Source organism: Amycolatopsis sacchari, from assembly GCF_900114035.1.
Taxonomy (GTDB): Bacteria; Actinomycetota; Actinomycetes; order Mycobacteriales; family Pseudonocardiaceae; genus Amycolatopsis_E; species Amycolatopsis_E sacchari.
Map to the genome: position 1 here is coordinate 1 of NZ_FORP01000047.1, position 21,549 is coordinate 21,549.

General features: G+C 70.3%; 17 protein-coding genes. 8 read left to right on the forward strand and 9 right to left on the reverse strand.

All coding sequences use genetic code 11. From position 1 onward, the window contains the following. Positions 1-461 precede the first annotated feature (461 nt). Complete coding sequence (locus BMZ92_RS35860) at positions 462-1,505, forward strand: zinc-binding dehydrogenase (protein ID WP_091517117.1); 1,044 nt, start codon at positions 462-464, stop codon at positions 1,503-1,505. Continuing rightward, a complete protein-coding gene (locus BMZ92_RS35865) occupies positions 1,502-2,338 on the forward strand; it encodes a MurR/RpiR family transcriptional regulator (protein ID WP_091517119.1) in 837 nt (278 codons plus the stop codon). Before BMZ92_RS35860 ends, BMZ92_RS35865 begins: the two co-directional genes overlap by 4 nt. Positions 2,339-2,358: 20 nt before the next feature. Here BMZ92_RS35865 and BMZ92_RS35870 read toward each other — a convergent pair whose 3' ends face one another. The 4 genes from BMZ92_RS35870 to BMZ92_RS35885 all read right to left on the reverse strand — a co-directional run bounded on the left by BMZ92_RS35870 (position 2,359) and on the right by BMZ92_RS35885 (position 7,098). Further along, positions 2,359-5,184 carry a PQQ-dependent sugar dehydrogenase gene (locus BMZ92_RS35870; protein ID WP_091517121.1) on the reverse strand — a complete coding sequence of 942 codons (2,826 nt, stop codon included), beginning with the start codon at positions 5,182-5,184 and terminating at the stop codon, positions 2,359-2,361. A 312-nt stretch (positions 5,185-5,496) separates the two neighbouring features. Beyond that, entirely contained in the window at positions 5,497-6,042 is a 546-nt protein-coding gene (locus BMZ92_RS35875; RefSeq protein WP_091517123.1) for a hypothetical protein, read from the reverse strand. A 191-nt stretch (positions 6,043-6,233) separates the two neighbouring features. Continuing rightward, positions 6,234-6,797, reverse strand: coding sequence for a TetR/AcrR family transcriptional regulator (locus tag BMZ92_RS35880; RefSeq protein ID WP_091517124.1), 564 nt, complete (start codon positions 6,795-6,797; stop codon positions 6,234-6,236). Between the two features lie 13 nt (positions 6,798-6,810). After that, on the reverse strand, positions 6,811-7,098 hold the full coding sequence (locus BMZ92_RS35885) for a glutaredoxin family protein (protein WP_091517126.1): 288 nt from the start codon (positions 7,096-7,098) through the stop codon (positions 6,811-6,813). A 166-nt stretch (positions 7,099-7,264) separates the two neighbouring features. Between BMZ92_RS35885 and BMZ92_RS35890 the strand changes: the two genes are divergently transcribed. Continuing rightward, the gene (locus tag BMZ92_RS35890) at positions 7,265-10,636 is read left to right on the forward strand and encodes a choice-of-anchor D domain-containing protein (RefSeq protein ID WP_177229027.1); all 3,372 of its coding nucleotides are present in this window, start codon (positions 7,265-7,267) and stop codon (positions 10,634-10,636) included. Positions 10,637-10,685: 49 nt separating this feature from the next. Here the strand turns inward: BMZ92_RS35890 and BMZ92_RS35895 are convergent, their stop codons facing one another. Then, positions 10,686-11,516 (reverse strand): phosphoribosylaminoimidazolesuccinocarboxamide synthase, encoded by an 831-nt coding sequence (locus tag BMZ92_RS35895; RefSeq protein ID WP_091517130.1) that lies wholly within the window; start codon positions 11,514-11,516, stop codon positions 10,686-10,688. Between the two features lie 108 nt (positions 11,517-11,624). Between BMZ92_RS35895 and BMZ92_RS35900 the strand changes: the two genes are divergently transcribed. Then, a complete protein-coding gene (locus BMZ92_RS35900) occupies positions 11,625-12,137 on the forward strand; it encodes a MarR family winged helix-turn-helix transcriptional regulator (RefSeq protein ID WP_091517131.1) in 513 nt (170 codons plus the stop codon). On the opposite strand, the gene BMZ92_RS35905 is transcribed toward BMZ92_RS35900, so the two are convergent. Next, entirely contained in the window at positions 12,081-13,730 is a 1,650-nt protein-coding gene (locus BMZ92_RS35905) for an SDR family oxidoreductase (protein ID WP_091517133.1), read from the reverse strand. The two genes, BMZ92_RS35900 and BMZ92_RS35905, sit on opposite strands and share 57 nt — an antisense overlap. Positions 13,731-13,807: 77 nt before the next feature. Further along, complete coding sequence (locus tag BMZ92_RS35910) at positions 13,808-15,424, reverse strand: DUF7933 domain-containing protein (protein ID WP_143250027.1); 1,617 nt, start codon at positions 15,422-15,424, stop codon at positions 13,808-13,810. A gap of 176 nt (positions 15,425-15,600) precedes the next feature. Between BMZ92_RS35910 and BMZ92_RS35915 the strand changes: the two genes are divergently transcribed. Beyond that, on the forward strand, positions 15,601-16,635 hold the full coding sequence (locus BMZ92_RS35915) for an ABC transporter permease (RefSeq protein WP_091517137.1): 1,035 nt from the start codon (positions 15,601-15,603) through the stop codon (positions 16,633-16,635). Between the two features lie 2 nt (positions 16,636-16,637). Here BMZ92_RS35915 and BMZ92_RS35920 read toward each other — a convergent pair whose 3' ends face one another. Further along, positions 16,638-18,137, reverse strand: coding sequence for an alpha/beta hydrolase (locus tag BMZ92_RS35920; protein ID WP_091517138.1), 1,500 nt, complete (start codon positions 18,135-18,137; stop codon positions 16,638-16,640). A 96-nt stretch (positions 18,138-18,233) separates the two neighbouring features. On the opposite strand from BMZ92_RS35920, the gene BMZ92_RS35925 reads away from it, so the two are divergent. Beyond that, entirely contained in the window at positions 18,234-18,893 is a 660-nt protein-coding gene (locus tag BMZ92_RS35925; protein ID WP_091517140.1) for a rhomboid family intramembrane serine protease, read from the forward strand. A gap of 34 nt (positions 18,894-18,927) precedes the next feature. Here the strand turns inward: BMZ92_RS35925 and BMZ92_RS35930 are convergent, their stop codons facing one another. After that, on the reverse strand, positions 18,928-19,692 hold the full coding sequence (locus BMZ92_RS35930) for a DUF6454 family protein (RefSeq protein WP_091517142.1): 765 nt from the start codon (positions 19,690-19,692) through the stop codon (positions 18,928-18,930). On the opposite strand from BMZ92_RS35930, the gene BMZ92_RS35935 reads away from it, so the two are divergent. Then, positions 19,682-19,888, forward strand: a complete 207-nt coding sequence (locus BMZ92_RS35935; RefSeq protein ID WP_091517144.1) for a hypothetical protein — start codon at positions 19,682-19,684, stop codon at positions 19,886-19,888. The genes BMZ92_RS35930 and BMZ92_RS35935 overlap by 11 nt on opposite strands. Positions 19,889-19,913: 25 nt before the next feature. Continuing rightward, positions 19,914-20,828 carry a ribonuclease Z gene (locus BMZ92_RS35940; protein WP_091517146.1) on the forward strand — a complete coding sequence of 305 codons (915 nt, stop codon included), beginning with the start codon at positions 19,914-19,916 and terminating at the stop codon, positions 20,826-20,828. The last annotated feature ends 721 nt before the right edge of the window (positions 20,829-21,549 follow it).

Sequence of the window (21,549 nt, forward strand, 5' to 3'; positions counted from 1 at the left end):
CGAGGCACGCCCACATGGTAGAGAGAAAACCCCGCCACCACAGGAGCCCCGCCACGCGTGTCAGACCCCAACCCCCGCCTAACTTAGCGGTATTGCCCGCCGGCGAGGCATTCTTTTTCTTTGGACTGGCTTCCTTGCTGGTCAAGTCGGGCACGGGGTCTCCCGGCGCTGGCGCGCCTGCTGAGCGGCCCCACCCCCGCCCCGATCTTTGAGTGTTCACGGCCGATCCGTCGCGTCAAGAGCGCCTTCGGCGTCCCTTCGGGATGGCTGCGCCACTCTTGACCCGGCGGATCGGCCGTAAGTGCGGCTGGGGATCGGGGCGGGGGTGGGTGTGGGCGGTGTGGCCGCTCGCTTCGCATCGACGGGTGGCGGTGGTGGGGTGGCTGCCGCTGTTCCGGTGCGGTGCATCGGATCGTCAAATGCCACATCCCACTGTCCTTCGTGGCACGTATCGTGGTGCGGTGCGTGCTGTGGTGTTCGAGGCGTTCGGGGACCTGCCCCAGGTGCGGGACGTGGCCGAGCCCATCCCGTCTCCCGATGGCGTGGTGGTGGCCGTCGAGGCGACTGGGGTTTGCCGTAGTGACTGGCACGCCTGGCGCGGGCACGACCCCGACGTCAGGCTGCCCCACGTGCCCGGGCACGAGCTCGCCGGGACGATCGTCGCCGTGGGGGAGCGCGTGCGGGTCCGGCGGGTGGGTGAGCGGGTCACCGTGCCGTTCGTGTGTGCGTGTGGAGCGTGTCCCCAGTGTGCCTCCGGCAACCAGCAGATCTGCGACAACCAGTTCCAGCCGGGGTTCAGCGGCTGGGGGTCCTTCGCCGAGCGCGTGGCCCTCGACCACGCTGACGTGAACCTCGTGCCGCTGCCCGATGGGCTCGACTCCGTCACCGCCGCCGCGCTCGGGTGCCGCTTCGGGACCGCCTTCCGGGCCGTCCTCCGGCAGGGGGAGCTGTCTGCCGGGGAGTGGGTCGCCGTGCACGGGTGCGGTGGGGCTGGCATGTCCGCCGTCCTGCTCGCCGTTGCCGCTGGGGCGCGCGTTGTGGCCGTCGACCTCTCCGCCGAGGTGCTCGCCATGGCCAAGCAGTTCGGTGCCGAAGTCACCATCCAGAGCGACAACCCCGCCGAGGAGATCCGCGAGATCACCGGCGGTGGCGCCCACCTGTCCCTCGACTGCGTCGGGCTGCCCGCCACCTGCGCCGCCTCCGTGGCCAGTCTCCGCAAGCGTGGACGGCACGTGCAGGTCGGGCTCATGCCGCCCGAGCAGGGTGTCCCCCCGATCCCCATGCACCGCGTCATCGCGGACGAGTTGCGCATCCTCGGCAGTCACGGCCTCCAGGCCCACGAGTACCCCGCCATGCTCGACTTCGTCACGCGCTCCGGCCTCGACCTCGGAAGGCTCGTCGGCAGGCGCATCAGCCTCGACGAAGCGCCCGCCGCGCTCGCCGAGATGGACCGGCCCGTGCCCGCCCGAGCCGGGGTCACCGTCGTGGAGCTGCCGCGGCCGTGACCCCACCGGGCAGTTACCAGGAACTGACCGAGCTGCTCCGCGGCCGCCTGCCGAAACTGGCGTCGGGGCAGCTCCGGATCGCGCACCTGGTGCTGGCCGACCCGGAAGGTACCGCCCACCGCGGCATCACCGAGGCCGCCCGGCTCGTCGAGGTCCACGAATCGTCCATCGCGCGGTTCGCCAACTCGCTCGGGCTCTCCGGCTACCCCGACATCATGGAACTGTGCCGCGCGTGGCTCGCCGAACAGGCCCAGCTCGCGCGACGCACCGACGAGCGCCCCGCCGAACCACCCGGCGGCCTGCTTTCCGCCACCCTCGAACAGGAACAGACCAACCTCGCCCGCACCTACGGCCGCCTCGACCGCCCGTCCTGGCTGCGTGCCGTCGCCCTCCTCGCCGAAGCCGACGCGGTGCACGTCCTCGGCCTGCGCGAGTGCGCCCCGATCGCGGCCCTGCTCAGCCGGGGCCTGCGCGGGAGGCAGCTTGGCGCCTGCCTCGTCGACGAACTGCCCGGGCTGACCGGCGTGCTCGTCGCCGTGTCGATCCGCCGCTACGCCGCCGACACCGTGCGCGCCGTCGAGTACGCCCGAGACCACGACGTGCCGGTCGTCGCGCTCACCGACAACCCCGCCTCACCACTCGTCGAGCACGCGCAGGCCGCGTTGTTCGCGGAGACGAGCGGCGTCGGCGGGCACTCCCTCACCGCGCTCGCCTCACTGGCACAGGCACTGGCGGAAGAGGTCGCCCTCCGGCGCGGAGACTCCCACGCGGAGGACGACCTCCCGTCCTTCGGTTTCTACTTCGCCCACCCGTCGCCCGGCCACCGCCCCTAGCGGAGACGCTTCGCGTCACATCACCATCTGCGGTCGATAACGGTCCCGTTCGGATACCACTGGATGTAGCCGAACTGGAAGTCGTTGCGCCGTCCGCCGTCGAAGGTGAACTCACCCGACCGCGGGTAGCCCAGGTACGACCGCTCCCAGCCCAACGCCGACCACCGCTGCCGGATCGCGCCGTACACCTCGTGCGCCCCGGTTCCCGGCGTCCAGTAGATCGACGACGCCTTGTCGAAGTGGTTGTAGCGGCCCACCCCGTCCGGTGTGGTCAGCTCATCGGTGACCGGGTAGCCCATCGGCCCCTTCTCCCAGTCCAGCGCCGCCCACGTCTTCCGGATCTCGCCCCACACGCCGTGTGCGCCGGTGGCGGGCGTCCAGTAGATCGAGGACGCCTTGCTGAAGTGGTTGTAGCGGCCGATGCCGTCGGGCGTGATCAGCTCGTCCGTGGCCGGATAACCCGTCGGGCCCTTCTCCCAGTCCAGCGCCGCCCACTTCTCGCGGATCAGGCCCCAGATCGCGTGCGCGCCCGTGCTAGGCGTGTAGTACACCGACGCGGTGCCGGTCGCGGGCGTGCCGATGAAGTGGTTGAACCGGCCGATGCCGTCCGGCGTCCCGGTTTCATCGGTCAGCGGGGCGCCGAACCGCGTGTGCCCGCCGAGTTCCAGGTACTTCACGAGCACCTGCCCGATCACGGCGTGCACGCCCGTCTGGCTGGACCAGTACAGCCGGCCGCGCTCGTACACCCGGTACCGCACGCCGCCGTCGATCACCTCGGGTGCGGTGGGCGCGCCGACCAGCTGCCGCAGCGCCGCGTCCGAGTTGTAGCGCTGCTCGATCGGCGTCGCGTAGACCGCGCTCAACGTGAGGTCGTTCGCGGGCATCTTGAACGTGCGGACGCGGTCGGTCGGGCCGTCCGCCCACCCCGTGAAGGCCGAGGCCCCGTCGCTCGCCGTCGCGGCGGCGTTCACCTCCAGCGTCACGCCCTCAGTGACCATCGCGGTGTTGGCGTTGTTCTCCGACGGGATCTGCAGCGCGGCAGGCACGTTCGACGTCAGCGTGAGCCGGTGCTGGCGGGGCCAGGCGGTGTAGGTCTGCGTGGCGACGACGCCCGCGCTGTCGGTGACCGTCGCGGTGACGAGCAGCCGCGTGTCGGGGTGGTCCGGGAACGGCACGGTGAAGCTGTCGCCGGTCGCGCCGACGCCGGGGTGCGAGTGGCACGTCGCCTCGTCCGGGCAGTGCAGCTCGCGGCTCGTCCACGTCACGGCCAACGCGCCGTCCTCGGCGTCCGTCGCCGTCGCGGACAGGGCGATCGGCTCCCCGACGGCGAACGTGTCGCCCGGTGGCGTGGTGAGCGCCAGCTGCGGCGAACGGTTCGACGGGGCCACGGTGAGCGTCGTCGTTCCGGTGGCGCCCAAGGGATCCCGGACGGTCAGCGTCGCGGTGTACCGGTCGGTGCCCGCCGCGTAGGTGTGCGTCGCGACGCGGCCGGTGCCGGTCGTGCCGTCGCCGAAGTTCCAGCTGTAGGTGAGCTGGTCGCCGTCGTAGTCCAGCGAACCGGAGCCGTCGAACGTGACCGTGCGCGTCGCGGCGTCGGTGGTGCTGGCGGCGGACGCGACGGGTGCGGTGTTGCCCTGCTGATAACTGATCCGCTTCAGCGTGCCGGACAGCAGGTCGGCGTACACGACGTCACCGTTCGGCGCGGCGTCGAACTCGACGGGACCGCCGATTCCCGTGGCCCACGGCGGGTTCTGCGGTGCCTGCGTCAGCTTGCCGCTGCTGTCGTACTTGAGCGTCCAGATCTTGCCGCCCTGGTAGTCGCCGAAGAAGTACGTGCCCTTGTACTCGCCGGGGTAGCTGGATCCCGTGTAGACGAACCCGCCGGTGACGCTGTTGCCCTGGTTGCTCGCCCCGCCGTGGTGGTACTCCCACAGCGGCGGCGTGTTGTTGACGGGACCGCACTGCGCGGGGAAGGCCGTCGCGTACCCGGTCTGGTGGTTGCCCTCCCAGCACGGCCACGCGTAGTTGCGCCCCGGCTGGACGATGTCCAGCTCCTCCCACGTCTCCCAGCCGACGTCGCCGACGACCGGCAGGCCGCTGCTCGGGTCGAGCGAGAGCCGGAACGGGCTGCGGAAGCCGCTCGCGAACACCTTGCTGCGCACGGAGTTCGGGTTGGCCGCGTCGTAGTACGGGTTCGACGGCACCCCCGCGCCGGCGGCGGTGAGGTGCATGACCTTGCCGTACGGCGAGTTCGTGTCGAGCGCGCGCAGGGCACGCGGGTCGTACACGCCGCCGTGGAAGTCCGAGCTGTCGCCGGTGGACAGCCACAGGGTGCCGTCGGAGGCGGCGACGATGCCCGTCATGCCGTGCACGTTGTAGTCGACGGGCATTTCGAGCAGCGTGCGTTCGCTGCCGAGGCCGGTGGGTTCGGGGGAGCCGGTGACGGTCCAGCGCGCCAGCCGGAAGACGGAGCCGCTGCCCGTCGGCACCGAGCGCACGAGGTAGACGGTGCGCGTCGTCGCGTAGTCGGGGGCGACCGCGAGGCCGACGAGGCCCAGGTCGCCGTCGCTGTTCACGGACAGCGTGGCGAGCGCCCGCACCGCGCCGGCCGGCGAGATCCAGGTGACCTTGCCGCCCTTGCCGGTCGTGATGATGCCGCCGTCGCCGGGCAGGTGGGCGAAGTCGGTCAGGTCGTAGGCGGCCTGACCGGTGGCCTGCTCGCGGATGACGAAACCGGACGGCAGCGCCGGAGCGGCGCTCGCCTGCGGGACGGCCACCAGGCCCAGGCCGACCAGCAGGGTGACGATGAGGGTAGGCAGTACCCGTCTTGACCACCGAGAGAGCATGCTTCCCCCTTCTAGGCGTATGTCCCTTTTTCGCCCAGAAGGGGGAGTTCGTTGCAGTGGGTTACGGTGTTGTTATTTCACTCAAAGGAACGCGCCTTCGGCGGTGATCAACTTACCGACGATCAGCTTGCCGTACTGCTTGCGCTGCTTGGCGTAGTCCGGCGCCACCTCGTAGGCGCCGATCGCCGTTCATTTTCGAGCCTCCTCGCACTTTTCGTTCCCGGCTTCGCGGGTGCGGGAACACGGAATGACCAACGAGAGAAAGCCGACACGACCGCAGCCGTCACGCTATTCCGCATTTCCTGTTCGAAATCACCAGCAAATGACGAGGAGGCACGACGGCCGCGGCTTCGAAGACGACGACGGCGGCGGCGCCGGGTTGTGCGAACCGCCGACACCGCCCGCCGGCGGCGTCGTGGTCGGGGTCGTGGTCACCGGCGAGGTGGTGCCGGAGCCGGGCTCCTGCCCCGGTGCCGAGGGATCGGTGGAGGTGCTGGTCGAGGAGGTCGTCTCGGCTTCCCGCTCGTGCCAGGGAAGCCCGTTCCGGCCGGTGCCCTCCACCTCGGACACGTTGGTGACGACGACGGTGGTGCTGCCTGCCGTGCGTTGGGAGCCGGTCGGTTCGTCGGGCACGCCGCCGCCCGCGAGCCCGCCGGTGGGGCCGTGGGGCGGGCCGAACAGGGAATGTGAATCCGCCTGCGGGTCCTGCGATCCGATGTGGACGAGCAACGCGGCGAGCCCGCAGCCCAGCACGACCGCGAGCATCACGGCGACCACGCGGCCACGGCCGCCCTTCTTGCGGGGCTCGACCCAGCCCTCGCGTTCGAGGAGCGCGGCCACCGACACTTCGTCGTTCACCGGACATACCTTTCGAACCGAGGGAAAGTACGCCGGGGGTATTTCTAGCGCAGGCTGGCACGGCGTCAATAGTCGGGGTCGGGAAAGGCTTGGAAAATCACGGGGAGTGTCCGCAGATCGCGGTCCGTACCCGTTTCCGCGGCATTCCGCGTACGTTGCCGGGGCCGTTCGGGCAGGTCTGCAGCCCGGCTTCAGAGTTGCTTGCTCAACAACAGCTGGCGCACCCCGTCGAGTGCGACGGCGAACGCATCGGTCGTGCCCGCGGCCCTGGCCAGCACGTACCCGCCCTGCACGACCGCCGAAACCGTCGCCGCCACAGCCTCCGGTGCGAAATCCCGGGCCAGTTCGCCCTTGTCCTGCCCCTCGCGCAGCACCTCGGTGAGCCTGCCGTGGAGCCAGCTCAGCGTCTCGGCGACCGGCTGCCGCAGCTCGGCGTTCGCCACGATGTCCGGGTCCTGCGCCAGGCCGCCGATCCGGCAGCCGCGCAGCACGTCGCGTTCCCGGTCCAGGTACGCCCCGACGCGGTCGAGCGCCGTGCCCTCGCGGGAAAGCGCGGCCTCCGCCTCCTCGCGCAGCTCGGCCGCGCTGCGCCGGATCGCCGCGAGCGCCAGGTCGGCCTTGCCGCCGAAGTGGTGGTACATGCTGCCCTGGCCGGCGTTGGCGCGCTGCTGGATCGCCTTCGGGCTGGTGCCGACGTAACCGCGCTCCCACAGGAGCTCCTGGGTGCTCCGGATCAGCCGGTCGACCGTGTCCACCCGGTCAGTGTACCTACTGGTCGGTACGGGCGGGGAGCAGCTCCGGCGCGTGCTCGCGGACCGCGGCGAGCACCTCGTCGATGTCCGGGTTGACCATCGCGGCCGGGCCGACGAACACGGTCGGCACCGTCTCGTTGCCGTCCGCGACCGAGCGCACCCGCGCCGCGGCCTCCGGGTCCTCCCAGATGTTGACCTCGTGCAGCGGCAACCCGGCGCGTTCGAGGTGGGCGCGGAGCATCATGCAGAACCCGCAGCCGGGCCGCCAGTAGAACTCGACGAGGTTGTCGCGTGCGCTGGTCATGACCCCAGGTTAGCCATTCCCGGCGATCGTAACCCTGTCGTGATCTTGACGCGTAACGCGATCGGGGGAAAAAGCGAAATTCCGGTGGCGGAGTGACGCGTCCATGCGTCGCATTGACGCGTTGGAGGGATCCTTGTTCATCCGGCCTCGTTATGCTGCCCGGATATTGCTACTTTCCGTAATAGCAATTCTCGTCGGGGGCGGCCTCACCCCCTCGGCACTCGCGGACGAAACGACCGCGGCGCACAACACCCTTCGCACCGGCTGGGACGACGACGAGCCCGGTCTGGTGCCCTCCCAGGTCAGCGCCTCGGACTTCGGACAGCTCTTCTCGGCGAACGTGGACGGTCAGGTCTACGCCCAGCCGGTGGTGGTCAACGGCGTCGTGGTCGCCGCGACCGAGAACAACAAGGTCTACGGGCTCGACGCCGCCACGGGCACCCAGCGCTGGAAGGTCGACCTGGGCCCGGCGTGGCCGGTGTCCACGGTGAACTGCGGCGACCTCGTGCCGACGATCGGCGTGACGGCGACCCCGGTGTACGACCCGTCGACCGGCGCCGTCTACCTCACCTCCAAGGTCAACGACGGGCCCGACCCGCAGCACCCGCACTGGTACCTGCACGCGCTGGACGCCAAGACCGGCGCCGAGCGCCCCGGCTTCCCGACCGTGATCAAGGGCGCGCCCACCAACAACCCCGGCGTGCCGTTCAACCCGATGACGGCGATGCAGCGTCCGGGACTCCTGCTGCTCGACGGCGTCGTGTACGCGGGCTTCGCGAGCCACTGCGACTACACGCCGTACGTCGGCTACATCGTCGGGGTCAACGCCTCGACCGGGGTCCAGACGACCATGTGGGCCACCGAGGCCGGCGTCTCCGACGAAGGCGGCATCTGGCAGGGTGGCTCCGGGCTGGTGTCCGACGGCGCCGGCCGGATCATCGTCTCCACCGGCAACGGCATCGCCCCGGCACCCGGCCCCGGCGACGAACCGCCCTCGATGCTCGGTGAGTCGGTCGTGCGCCTGGCCGTCAACCCCGACGGTTCCCTCACCGCGAAGAGCTTCTTCAGTCCGCACGACAACACGAAGCTCAACCAGGACGACGCCGACCTCGGTTCCGGTGGCCCGATGGCGCTGCCGTCGAACTTCGGCACCAGCGCGCACCCGCGGCTCGTGGTCGTGGTCGGCAAGGACGGCCGGATCTACCTGCTCGACGCCGACCACCTCGGCGGGGCGGGCCAGGGGCCCGGCGGCGGTTACGTCTACGTCGTCGGCAACAACGGGCCCTTGCGGGCGCTGAAGTACTCGGCCTCCGGCCCGTCGCTCACGTCGGTCGGCGTGACCAGCGACAACTTCGGCTACACGTCCGGCTCGCCGGTCATCACCTCCACCGGCACGACCTCCGGCTCCGCGCTCGTGTGGGTCATCTACAGCACCGGCCCCGGCGGGCAGAACGCGCAGCTGCGCGCGTACGACCCCGTGCCCGTCAACGGCGTCATGAAGCTGCGTTACTCCGCCCCGATCGGCACCGCGGTCAAGTTCTCCGTGCCCGCCACGGACAACGGCCGCGTGTACGTCGGCACGCGCGACGGCAAGGTCCTCGGCTTCGGCAGGCCGACCACGGCCGTGCTGGCCACCAAGCCGTACGACTTCGGCTCGACCGCGGTCGGCACCACGGAGAACGCGACGGTCACGGTCACCGCGAACACGAACCTGACCGTCAACAGCGTCACGGCCGACGCTCCCTTCGGCACGTCGCTGACCACCCCGGTGACCCTCACGAAGGGCCAGACGCTGAGCGTGCCGGTCAGCTACACGCCGACGACCTGGGGTGCGTCGACGGGCAGCCTGACGTTCACCACGAGCGCCGGCAGCACCGCCATGGACCTGCACGGCCAGGGCACGCAACCGGGGCTCGGCGCCACACCGTCCTCACTCGACTTCGGTCAGGTGCGCACCGGCGCGGCGAAGGAACTGGGCGTCAACATCCTGAACACGGGCACGACGGCCGAGACGATCACCGGCGTGACCTCGCCGACCGGCGCGTTCAGCGTGGACAACGTGCCCGCGGCCGGCACCGTGCTCGAAGCCGGGGCGTCGATCACGATCCCCGTGACGTACACGCCGACGGCCGGGACGGACACCGGCACGCAGGAGACGTCGCGCCTGGTCGTGACGAGCGACCAGGGTTCGGTGACGGTGCCGCTGACCGCGGTGGCGCTCGCCGGCAAGCCGGAGCTGACGCTGGAACCCGCGGTGCTCGACTTCCACACCGTGCAGCCGGGCAAGCCCGTGACGATGTCGTTCAGCGTCGCCAACACCGGCACGGTGCCGTTGACGATCACCAAGGCGAAGGCGCCCGCGGGCGTGTTCTCGGTGGCCAGCGCGGACCAGCTGTCCGAGGGCCAGGTGATCCCGCCGGGCGAGGAACTGCAGCAGAAGGTGACGTTCACGCCGGCCGACGCCTACCCCGCGCGGGCGGTCTACGAGATCACCGGTGACGACGGGCAGGCGGCGCAGACCGTCACGCTGCAGGGCAACACCGACCCGATCACCGACTACTACAACGCGCTGGGCGGCGCCCGCGGCTCGACGCTGAGCGACCCGGTGTCCCCGCAGTACGACACCGCGGGCGGCGGCAAGGCGCAGGACTTCCGCGGCGGCTCGATCTACTGGTCGGCGGCCACCGGTCCGCACGTCGTGCAGGGCGACATCCTCGCGAAGTACAAGGCGCTCGGCGGGCCGGCCGCGCTGGGGTACCCGATCACGGACGAGACGGGGACCCCGGACGGCGTGGGCCGGTTCAACCACTTCTCGCTGGACGGCGGCGCGTCGATCTACTGGACCCCGCAGACGGGTGCGCACGCCATCCAGGGTGCGATCCGGGCGAAGTGGGAGTCGATGGGCTGGGAGCGCGGCCCGCAGGGCTACCCGGTCACCGACGAGCTGACCACGCCCGACGGGGTGGGCAAGTACAACCACTTCTCGCGGGCCGACGGTGCCTCGATCTACTGGACGCCGAACACCGGTGCCTGGTCGATCCAGGGCCAGATCCGCGACCGCTGGGCGGCGCTGGGCTGGGAGGCCGGCCCGCTGGGGTACCCGATCACCGACGAGACGGGGACCCCGGACGGCGTGGGCCGGTTCAACCACTTCAGCAAGCAGGGGTCGGTCTACTGGACGCCCTCGACCGGACCGCACGCGATCTACGGGCAGATCCGTGACCGCTGGGCGGCGCTGGGCTGGGAGACCGGTCCGCTGGGCTACCCCACGACCGACGAGACGGGCACGCCGGACGGGGTGGGCCGGTTCAACCACTTCAGCAAGCAGGGGTCGGTCTACTGGACGCCGTCCACGGGCGCGCACGGGATCTACGGCGCGATCCGGGACAAGTGGGCCTCGATGGGCTGGGAGCGGAGCAACCTGGGCTACCCGACGTCGGACGAGTACGGGATCAACGGCGGGCGGCGGAACGACTTCGTCCGCGGGTGGATCACGTTCCTGTTCTCCAACGGCTCCACCCAGGTGACCTACCGCTGAACGCGGGCCCGGGGGCGCACCCGCCCCCGGGCCCGTCCACAGTGGACCGTCAGTGCCAGGTGTTCCCGGTGATCCGTTCGTACGCCTCGGCGTAGCGGCGGCGGGTGGCTTCGACGATGTCCGCCGGGATCTCCGGACCGGGCGCGGTCTTGTCCCAGCCGGTGCCCGCCGCCCAGTCGCGGACGAACTGCTTGTCGAACGCGAACTGCGGGCGGCCCGGCTCCCACTCGTCGGCGGGCCAGAAGCGGGAGGAGTCGGACGTGAGCACCTCGTCGCCGAGGGTGAGCACACCGTCGGCGTCCCAGCCGAACTCGAGCTTCGTGTCGGCGACGACGATGCCCTGGCTCGCGGCGTGCTCGGCGCCCCGCCGGTAGATCTCCAGCGTCAGCTCACGCAGCCGCTCGGCGGTCTCACGGCCTTCCTGGTTCACGACGTCGTCGAAGGTGATGAACTCGTCGTGCCCCTCGCTGGCCTTCGTGGTCGGAGTGAAGATCGGCTCGGGGAGCTTGCTGCCCTCGACCAGCCCCGGCGGCAGCGCGACGCCGGACACCGTACCGTACTTCTGGTACTCCCGCAGGCCCAGCCCGGCGAGGTAGCCCCGCGCGATGCACTCGACCTGCACCATCTTCAGCGGCTTGCAGCGGATCGCGCGGCCGGCGAACTCCTCGGGCACGTCCGTCACCGACCGGACGTGGTTGGGCACGACGTCGCGGAAGTGCTCGAACCACCAGTTCGACAGCTGCGTCAGCAGGGCGCCCTTGCCGGGGATCGGGGTGGGCAGGGTGACGTCGTAGACCGAGATCCGGTCCGACGCGACGAGCAGGATGTCGTCCCCGTCGCGGTAGAGGTCCCGCACCTTGCCCGCGTGAATGTGCTCCATGAAACCCGTCCCTCCCGGTGAAGATCGCCGCCTCATCCTAGGTGAGCCGTCTCCCGCCTCCTCGAAGTTGGTGAGGTGGGGGCCCGAAAACCGATACGCTTCGGCGGCATGGCGGACGGTTCGTGGCTTTCGGGCCGGCGACGCGAGTCCTGGCTGAGTTACCTGGGGGCACACACGCTCGTCGAGCGGGTGGTGGAGCGGCATCTGCACGACAACGCGGGCGTCTCGCACGCGGAGTACGAGATCCTGTCCCGGCTGCGGGCGGCGGGCGGGCGGTTGCGCATGGGCGAGCTGGCCTCCGTCGTGTTCTCGCCAGGCAGCAGGCTCAACTACCGCGTCACGCGGCTCGCCGGGCTCGGGCTCGTGCGACGGGAACAGCATCCCGTGGACCGGCGCGGGCTGTACGCGGTGCTGACCCCGGAAGGGACGCGGTTCCTCGACCAGGTGCAACCCGGGTACGCGGAGGCGGCGCGTCGCGCGGTGGGTGCGCTGACCGAGGAGGAGTTCCTGGAACTGGGGCGGTTGAGCGAAAAAGTCTTCCGCGCGCTGTGTGACGACTCGCGGTCAGAGGTGGCGGACAGCGGCGCGGAGGGCAGCGGGGGACAGCCGGGAGAGCATTAACCCGGCCTTCGCCTCCGGGGTCACCGGCACCAGCGCCTTACCCGTGGCCACCGCCCGCACGATCTCCTTCGCCACCTTCTCCGGCCCGAAGTTCCGCCGCCGGTACGCCTTCGTCGCGGCCGCGCGCCGCAGCTCCTGCTCCTCCTCGCTCAGCCCGGAGAACGTCGTGGTGCGCGTGATGTTCGTCGCCACGAACCCGGGGCAGATCGCCGAAACCGCGATACCCCGCGACGCCACCTCAGCCCGCAGGACGTCCGACGCCATCAGGACCGCCGCTTTGCTCGTCGCGTACGCGGCGAGCGACTTCGCGGGCAGGTAACCCGCGGCGGAGGCGACGTTGACGATGTGCCCGCCCTCGCCGCGCTCCGCCATCAGCTCGCCGAAGATCCGGCACCCGTGCAGCACGCCCCACAGGTTGACGTCCAGCACCCGCTCCCACTCCTGCGTCGTCGTGGCGAGGAAGGTGCCGGCGTGCCCGATCCCGGCGTTGTTCACCAGCACGTCGGGCACCCCGTGCCGCGCCACCACGTCGTCGGCGAACTTCCGCATCGCGGCCTCGTCGGACACGTCCACCCGGTACGCGGGCAGGCCCGTCGCCCGCGCGGCCTCCTCGTCGAGGTCGCACACCACGACCTCGGCGCCCGTCGCCGCGAAGGCCTTCGCGGTGGCCAGCCCGATCCCGCTGCCGCCGCCGGTGACGACGACCAGCTGCCTCCGGGGTTCCACGCCGCCGTCGACGTGGTCGATCAGCTCCGTCGCCATCCGCGCGACCTGGGCACCGTCGCGCAGCAACGCCGACCAGTGCCCGGCGTACAGGCGGCGCCGCCACAGCCGTGGCGCCCACCGTTCCGCGCCCTCGGCGAGCGCCGGGGTGACGTACCGGTCGTACACGGGCGTGATGACCTGCACCGGAACTTGGGTGGTGCGCTTGCGGGGACGGCTGAACCGTTCGCGGACGTTGGCGCGGTAGAGCGAAAGCCCGCGTGCCGCGTCGGAGGCGAGCGTCGGGGCGGGATGTCCGGGCCGTGGCGGCACGTGCTCGGCCAGGCGCAGGAACTCCGGCCAGCGCTTCGCGAGCACCCCGCGCCACAGCAGTTCCGGCAGCAGCGGCACGTGGAACGCGAGGATGTACCACGAGTGCAGCTGCTGCCTCAGCACCTTGCCGAACCGGCGGGGGGAGCGGGTGCGGAACCAGTACGCGGCGTGGTCGAGGCACGGCCCGGAAATCGAGGTGTACGAGGCGATCCGCTGGTGCGCCCCGGGTTCGGTGACGGCCTCCCAAGCCTGGATCGAACCCCAGTCGTGGGCGACGACGTGCACCGGCGCGTCCGGGCTCACCGCGTCGGCGACGGCGAACAGGTCGTCCTTCAGGTGCGGTAGGCGGTACGCCTCCAGGCCGCGCGGCGCGTCGGACTGCCCGGCGCCGCGGACGTCGTACCGCACGACGCGGAACCGCTGCGACAGGACGGCCGCCACGTCGTCCCACACCGCGTGCGTGTCGGGGTAGCCGTGCACGAGCAGGACCGTCGGCGCGTCCTCGGGGCCTTCTTCGAACACGGCCAGCCGGACGTCGCCGGAGTTCACGATCCGCATCCGCCGAAAGTAACTGTGACCGCGAGTAACAGTCAAGGCGGCCCGCCGCGAGGGCGGGCCGCCTCTTCTGCCGTGGATCAGCTGGCGATCAGGCGACGGCGCAGGAACCACGCACCGGCACCGGCCAGCGCGGTGACGCCGCCGACGACGAGGCTCACCATCGGCACGACCTTCACGGTCTTGGCGCTGGTGTTGTTGCTCGTGTCGGGGTCGGGGTCGTCACCGGTGACGGTCGCGGCGTTGGTCAGGTACTTCGCCGAGCCGTCCTGGTTCACCGTGTTCACCGTGGCCGTGATGTCGTAGCTCACGGAGTCACCGACCGCCAGCGAGTCGCCGGTGCAGGTGATCACGCTGTCCGAGCCGAGGACGCAGCCCGCGGGCACCTGCACGTTGATCAGCCCGGCCGGGACCGGGTCGGTCACCGTGTAGCCCGTGGAAGCGGCCGGGCCGAGGTTCATCACCGTCAGCGTGTAGGTGATCTGGTCACCCGGCTGCACCTCGTCCTGCGGCGCGGTCTTGGCCATGGCCAGGTCGGCCGACGGGGCGGGGTCCACGAACGTCACCGTCGTGTTCGCGGGCGGGTTCAAGCCCACCAGCGACAGGTTGCCGGGGCCGTTGGTGTAGCTGCCCGCCGTGCCGGAGGTGACCGGCACGCTCACGGTGCACGAGGCCATGCCCGCGTTCAGGTTGCCCTTCACCTCGACCGAGCTGCCGCCGGACGGGGCGGTCACCGTGCCGCTCGGGCAGGTGGTCGAGCCAGCACCGGCCACGGTCAGGCCCGCGGGCAGCGCGTCGGTGAACGACCAGCCGTTCTTCGCCGCCAGCTCGCTGGTGTTGGTGATCGTGAAGGTCAGCGTCGAGGTGCCACCGGTCTCGACCTGGGCCGGGCTGAACGACTTGTCCAGCTGCGGGGTCACGTCGAGGATCTTGATGTTGTCGAACGCGTGGTCGTTACCGGTGCCACTGCCCTGGTTGTTGACCATCTGCACGCCGATCGAGCTGCCGTTGACCAGCACCGCGCCGTTCGAGGTGTAGGTGCCGACCTGGGCGGTCTTCGCCGGGGCAGCACCGATCTGCGGCACGTTGATCGTCCGCGTGGCGCCGCACCCGTCGATCTGCGAGCCGACCGGGGTCGCCGTTCCCGCGTCGTTCAGCAGCGAGAACTGCAGCAGCGGGTGGTTGGCGAAGCAGTTGATCGCCGCCACATCCACGCTGAAGGTGACGAACCGGTTGCTGCCGCTGAACGGGATGTTCGAGGCGGTCTTGAACTCGACGTGCGGGGCACCCGGGTCACCCGAGGTCATCGCCGAAACCGCGTAGTTGCTGCCCGGCGCGATCCCCGTGTAGGAGCCCAGTGCGTAGGCCATCTGCTGCACCGCGTTCCAGGTTGCCGCGTTCCCGCAGTCGTTCGCCTGCGTGGTGGGTGCCGCGGGCTGGGAGGACGAGGCGATCCAGCCGTTGCACTGCCGGAGCCACTGGGCATCCGCGGTGTAGGTCTGGCCGCTCGCCCCGGTGTACTGGGGCAGCCGGACGATCGGGGTTGCGGCGGGGCGGTTCTGGAAGTTCTCCGCGTAGATCGTGGTCGGCGGCTGCGGGGTGCCGGGTGACCCGGGTGTGGTCGCCGAGGCGAACGTCGCTCCGGTGGCCGCCGCGATGGCCGCCACCCCCGCCACGGCACTCGCTCGCCGGAACACCGGTGTCTTCCACCATGGTCGCGATCGCGTCACAAGTCCTCCTCCGGTAGACGGATGCGCGAAAAGGAGGACGGGGCGAGCACACACCGATCTGACGGGCATCCTCCGCCCGGAGTAGGTCACCGGGTCGGGGCACGAAAATAGCGGGGGGCGGGTTGTGCTCTTAGGGTCTCGGCATGAGGACCGAGGAACGGCTGCGCGACGCCATCCCGCCGCGCACGATCCTGCTCGTGGCCGGGGTCCTGCTGCTGCAGCTGGGCTTCATCCTGTCCTATGTGGGCGCTTTCCACAGCCCCTCGCCCAGCGGCGTGCGGCTCGCGGTCGTCGGTCCACAAGCGACGGTGCAACGGCTCGACGCGCTGCCGGACGACCCGCTCGAGGTCGAGCCCGCGGCGAGCGAGGCCGAGGTACGGCAGCGGATCCTCGACCGGGAGGTGAGCGCGGGGTTCGTCGTCGCGCGCACCGGCACCACCGACAGGCTGCTGGTCGCTTCGGCGGCCGGTCCCGCGCTGGCCACCGCCGTCGAACAGGTCGTCACGCAGGTCGAGAACGCGCAGCGACGCACCGTGCAGGTCGTTGACCTCGTCGCCCCCGAGGCGGGTGACGCGCGTGCCCTGACCGGGTTCTACGCCGTCGTCGGCTGGCTCGTCGGCGGCTACCTCGCCGCCGCGGCACTCGCCATCGCGCGTGGCGCCCGCCCGGCGACCCTGCAGCGCACGCTCATCCGGCTCGGCGCGATGGTGCCCTACGCCGTCCTTTCCGGACTCGGCGGTGCGCTCATCCTCGACCAGTGGCTGCACGCGCTCGCCGGGCACTTCTTCGCGTTGTGGTGGATCGGCGCGCTGCTGACGTTCACCGCCGCCACCGTCACGATGGCACTCCAGGTGCTGTTCGGCGTGCTCGGCGTCGGCCTGACCGTGCTGATCTTCGTCATCCTCGGCAACCCGAGCGCGGGCGGCGCGTACCAGGCCGAGCTGCTGCCGACGTTCTGGCGGGTGATCGGCGGGGCGCTGCCGAACGGCGCGGGCACCGAGGCCCTGCGCAACTACGTCTACTTCTCCGGGCACGCGACCACGCGCCCGCTCCTGCTCATCGCGATCTGGGGCGCGGCGGGACTGCTCGTGACCCTCGCCGGCTCACTGCTTCACCTGCGGCGCGCCGCCCAACGGGAACCGGTCTCCGAAGGGCGGCACGCCAAGCACGAGGCCTGAGGTCACGACGTGGGCGGCACCGGCTGCGGCAGCGGGTCGCACGTGACGTCGGCGCGGTTGCCCGGTTTACGTGCGGGCAGTGTGCCGTTGAGCAGGTAGTCCGCGATCTTCTGGTCGACGCAGGCGTTGCCGCGGGGCGTGATCGCGTGGCTCGTGCCGCCCGGCTCGGCGATCAGGACCGCACCGGGGAACCGCTTGCGCACCTCCAGGCTGCCCTCGTACGGCGTCGGCGCGTCGAGCGTCTCGTCGATCATCAGCACGCTCTGCACCCGTGAGCCGTCGACGTTCACCGGCTTGCCCGCCTTCGCCGGCCAGTACACGCACGGCGCGTTGTACCAGGCGTTCATCCAAGTGAAGTAGGGCGCGCGGGCGAACGTGCGCCAGTTGTCGACGCGCCACTGGTTCCAGTTCGTCGGCCACTGCACGTCGGTGCACTGCACGGCGAGGTACACGGCGAACCCGTTGTCGTCCCCGCGGCCACCGAACGTCTCGAACAGCGACTTCATCGTCTGCCAGTCGCCCTGGTTCACGAACTTCGCGAACGCGTCCCCGAGCGTGGTCCAGCGCAGCTGGTAGTAGGACGCCTGGAGGAACACGTCGAGCCACTCGTCCGGCCCGATCACCCCGCCCGCCGGCTGGAACGACAGCTTGGCCAGCTGCTCGTCGAACACGCGCTGGACCGCGGCACCCGTCTTGCCGAGGTGGTACACCGAGTCGTACTTCGCGACCCAGTCGAACCAGACGTGGATGTTGCGGTCGAAGCCGAGGTCCTGGTTGAGGTTCGCCTGGTAGAAGACGTAGCGCGGGTCGACCGTGCTGTCGAGCACCATGCGGCGGACGTGGGTGGGGAACAGCGTGCCGTACACCTGGCCGAGGTAGGTGCCGTAGGAGTAGCCGTAGAAGTTCGCCTGCTGGACGCCGAGCGCCGCGCGGATCGAGTCCATGTCGCGCACGGTGTCGACGGTCTTCATGTGCGCCAGCAGCGCCGGGTCGTTCTTCGCGGCGCACGCGTCCGCGTAGGACTTCGAGCGCTGGAGCCAGGTCTGCTCCAGCTGCGGCGTGACGGGCAGGTAGTTCGGCCGGTTGTAGTCCATGTAGAGCGGGTCGCAGGACAACGCGGGCTTGCTGGAACCGACGCCGCGCGGGTCGAAGCCGATCCAGTCGTAGGCGTCGCCCGCGTGGTTCGGCAGGTTCCCGCCCCGGGCCGCCAGGTACAGCCCGGACCCGCCCGGCCCGCCCGGGTTGGTGAGCATGACGCCCTGGTACTGCGAGTCGGGCACCTTGTGCTTGACCCGGCCCACGGCGAGCTGGATCTTCGCGCCGCCGGGGTGGTCGTAGTCCAGCGGTACCGAGAGGTAACCGCATTCACCCCCGGCCTTGACGAGGGTCGGGTCCGAGCACGGACCCCAGGTGATCGGCTCCGCCGCCACGGCGGCCGGTGCCGCTGTCACGATCGAAGCCACGGTCAGTGCGGACACCGCGAGTGCGACGAGACGTTTCACGTGCGGTGACGGTAGACCTACTTCGGGCCGTCGACACCCGCCGGAAGTAGGAAACGTCCGTTACCCTGAGCCGAAACGGAAAAAGGGGAAACCGTGATGCCCGAACGCCCGTCGCCACCCCGCGGCGAGGAGGCCGAGCTCCTGCTCGCCGAGGCCAGGAAAGCGTTGTGGGTCATGGTCGGCGTCCTGGCCGTGCTGTGGCTCGTGCAGATCGTCAACGCGGCGCTGGGGTACACGCTGAGCTTCGACTACGGCATCCGGTCACGGGACGTCGCTTCGCTGCCGGAGATCTTCACCGCCCCGTTCCTGCATTTCAGTTGGTCGCACATCGAGGGCAATTCCGGGCCGCTGTTCATCTTCGGTTTTCTCGCCGCCTACCGCGGGGTGAAGAAGTTCCTCGGGGTCAGCGCGCTGATCGTGGTGGTCAGCGGGCTCGGCGCGTGGTTCACGGCGGGCGCGGGCACCGTCGGTGCGGGTGCGAGCGGCGTCGTGTTCGGGTACTTCGGCTACATCATCGTGCGCGGCGTGTTCGACCGGCGGCCGATCGACATCGTGATCGGCCTCGTGATGGCGTTGTGCTTCGCGTACCAGTTCTCGCTGCTCATCCCCGCGGGGGAGGGCATCGGCTGGCAGGCGCACCTGTTCGGCTTCGCCGCGAGCGTGCTGGGCGGCTGGTTCTTCCGCGAACGCCGCCGGAAGGCGGTCGCCGCCGAGGCCCCGACGACCCTGCTCGACCGGCCGGAGGGGCAGGCCTGAGGCGGTCGTCGGGACACCCGTCCCAAGGTTTGGGTCAGCCGGCCCGATACGTGTACAGCACGGACTGGTCGTCGTCGGGGACGACCTGGAGGGTGAGCGCGCCGCGGTCGGTGGACAGCCAGACCGGGTTGCGGGTCACGGAGTTGCCCGCCGGGGTCAGGCCGGTCATCGGCACGGTGTTCACGGCGTCGAGCGTGCGCAGGTCGAGCAGGGAAAGCCCGCCCAGCTGCACCGGCGTCGAGCCGACGGTCAGGCTCGCGACGCCACCGCACACCGCCTTGCCGGCAGGCAGGTAGTGGCAGTCCTGGAAGTCGACGAACTGCTCCGGGTTGGCGACCTTGCGCTGCGGCTGCCCGGACGGCCCCCACACGTAGAAGGTGCGCGAGCCCCAGTTCATCCCGACGAACCGGTTGTTCGCGGTGTCGTGCACGACGCCGCCGATGTGGTCGGGCACCTGCAGGAACGGCACTGCGGAGAACGTCACGGGGTCGATGCGGTACACCGTGGCGCGGCTGTTGGGGCGGTACTCGGCGACGGGCACCCACAGGTAGCGGCCGTCGTAGTCGAAGCCGCCCGGGTGGTAGACCGTGCCGGAGCCCAGGTGCAGGTCGTGCAGCAGGGTGCCCTTCGCGTCGAACTCGAAGAGGTGCCCGATGCCGGCGCCGGGGGTGCGGTCGTAGCCGTCGCACGCCGGGTCGCACTTCACGGGCGCGGACGTCACCTCGACGGAGGTCATGAAGTAGCGGTCGTCGACGCGGACGAGGCCCTGCGGGTGGTAGGTCTCGAACTTGAGCGGCACGGCCGAGGTCTGCGTCCACGGCGTGCTCCGGCTGACGGAGGCCAGCAACCGGGCGGAGTCACTGTCGCGTGTGGACGGATTGGCGACCGAGGAACCGGTCGTGACTGCGATGGCGGCCAGTGCCAGCGCGGCACCGGCGAGGATGCGCTTGCGGATCGCGGCGGGAGTACAGCAGCGTTCGCTGAACGCGCGGTGAACCGGAACGGGCTAGGGTCGGTCGGGTGTCGGTCCGAGAGCTGGTGGTGCTGGGAACCGCGAGTCAGGTTCCCGGCCGCAACCGCAACCACAACGGGTACCTGCTGCGCTGGGACGCCGAGGGTTTCCTGTTCGACCCCGGTGAGGGCACGCAGCGGCAGATGCTGTTCGCGGGCGTCGCGGCGTCGTCGATCACGCGGATCTGCCTGACGCACTTCCACGGTGATCACTGCCTCGGCGTGCCCGGGGTGGTGCAACGCCTGTCGCTGGACGGGGTGCGGCACCCGGTGCACGCGCACTTCCCCGCGTCGGGCCGGGAGTACTTCGAGCGGCTGCGGCACGCGAGCGTCTTCCACGAAACGGCGGAGATCATCGAGGAACCGGTGCACGGCAACGGCGTCCTCGCGACCGGTGAGTTCGGCGAACTGCGGGCGCGGCGGCTCGACCACCCGGTGGAGGCGTTCGGTTACCAGCTGGTCGAGCCCAGCGGCAGGCGGATGCTGCCGGAACTGCTCGCCCGGTTCGGCGTGACTGGGCCGGAGATCGGTGAGCTGCAGCGGACGGGCTCGCTCCGCGTCGGCAGCCGGACGGTGACCGTGGAGCAGGTGAGCGTGGTGCGCCAGGGGCAGCGGTTCGCGTTCGTGATGGACACGCGTCTGTGCGATGCGGTGTACGAACTGGCGGACCGCGCGGACCTGCTGGTGATCGAGTCCACGTTCCTGGAGGAGGACGCGCACCTGGCGCGGGAGTACGGGCACCTGACCGCGAGGCAGGCGGCGCGGGTGGCGGCGGAGAGCAAGGTGCGCACCCTGGTGCTGACCCACTTCTCGCAACGCTACGACGACCCGACGAAGTTCTACGAGGAAGCGAGGGAGGTCTTCGGCGGGGAGGTCGTCGTGGCGGCGGATTTGAGCCGGGTGAGTTTGCCCAGGAGGCGGTGAGGGGGTTGCCCCGCCTAGAGTTGGGTGATCATCCCGTCGCCTGGTACCGGTGGATCACTTTGGGCCAGGGTCGCAACATGCGCCGGAACCGGCGCTTGCCATGCCAAGCTTGCGGCTCTGGGTCAAAGTGATATGCACAAACCGCAGGCGACGGGATGATCACTCAACTCGACCACCCACCCCAAGGTGAGATCCCTTTGGGCCCCATCATCCTGGAGCCTGCCCGCCGGCCAATACCGCTAAGTTTAGGCGAGTTTCCGCAGCTCAGAGGCGTTTGGAGGCGTCGCCCACAGAGCGGTCACACCCCGACAGAACAGTTGCCTCAATTGAAGATTCCCCTCAACCGCAACGGCGACTGTCTCAAGTGGAGAACCGCCTAACCGGCGGGAACGACTGAACAGAGCCTCCGGTAACGCCCTGACCAGGTAAAACGTACTAACTTAGCGGTATTGCCCGCCGGCGAGGCATTCTTTTGATCTTTTGGTCTTGTTCGCCGCTGGGCGCGTGAGTGGCGGGGTCTCCCGGGCGTGACCGCCCTGCTTGAGCGGCCCCCACCCCCGCCCCATCCCCTTGATCGTTTAACGGTTGGCTCACCGCGTCAAGGGCGCTCAGTGTGAGGGTGTGGATGGGCTGTGGCTTGGTGGTTATGGTCCGGTTTGGTTGCGTGGTGACTGGCAAGGGCGCTGCCGCCGTGTGGGGTTGGCTTGGCCAGGAAGTGTCC

Excerpts from the sequence above, each read along its gene's own strand:
- BMZ92_RS35925 (WP_091517140.1), top strand. The coding sequence starts at position 18,234 with ATGCCCGAACGCCCGTCGCCACCCCGCGGCGAGGAGGCCGAGCTCCTG.
- BMZ92_RS35905 (WP_091517133.1), bottom strand. The coding sequence starts at position 13,730 with ATGCGGATCGTGAACTCCGGCGACGTCCGGCTGGCCGTGTTCGAAGAA.
- BMZ92_RS35885 (WP_091517126.1), bottom strand. The coding sequence starts at position 7,098 with ATGACCAGCGCACGCGACAACCTCGTCGAGTTCTACTGGCGGCCCGGC.
- BMZ92_RS35870 (WP_091517121.1), bottom strand. The coding sequence starts at position 5,184 with ATGCTCTCTCGGTGGTCAAGACGGGTACTGCCTACCCTCATCGTCACC.
- BMZ92_RS35895 (WP_091517130.1), bottom strand. The coding sequence starts at position 11,516 with ATGGAGCACATTCACGCGGGCAAGGTGCGGGACCTCTACCGCGACGGG.
- BMZ92_RS35900 (WP_091517131.1), top strand. The coding sequence starts at position 11,625 with ATGGCGGACGGTTCGTGGCTTTCGGGCCGGCGACGCGAGTCCTGGCTG.
- BMZ92_RS35915 (WP_091517137.1), top strand. The coding sequence starts at position 15,601 with ATGAGGACCGAGGAACGGCTGCGCGACGCCATCCCGCCGCGCACGATC.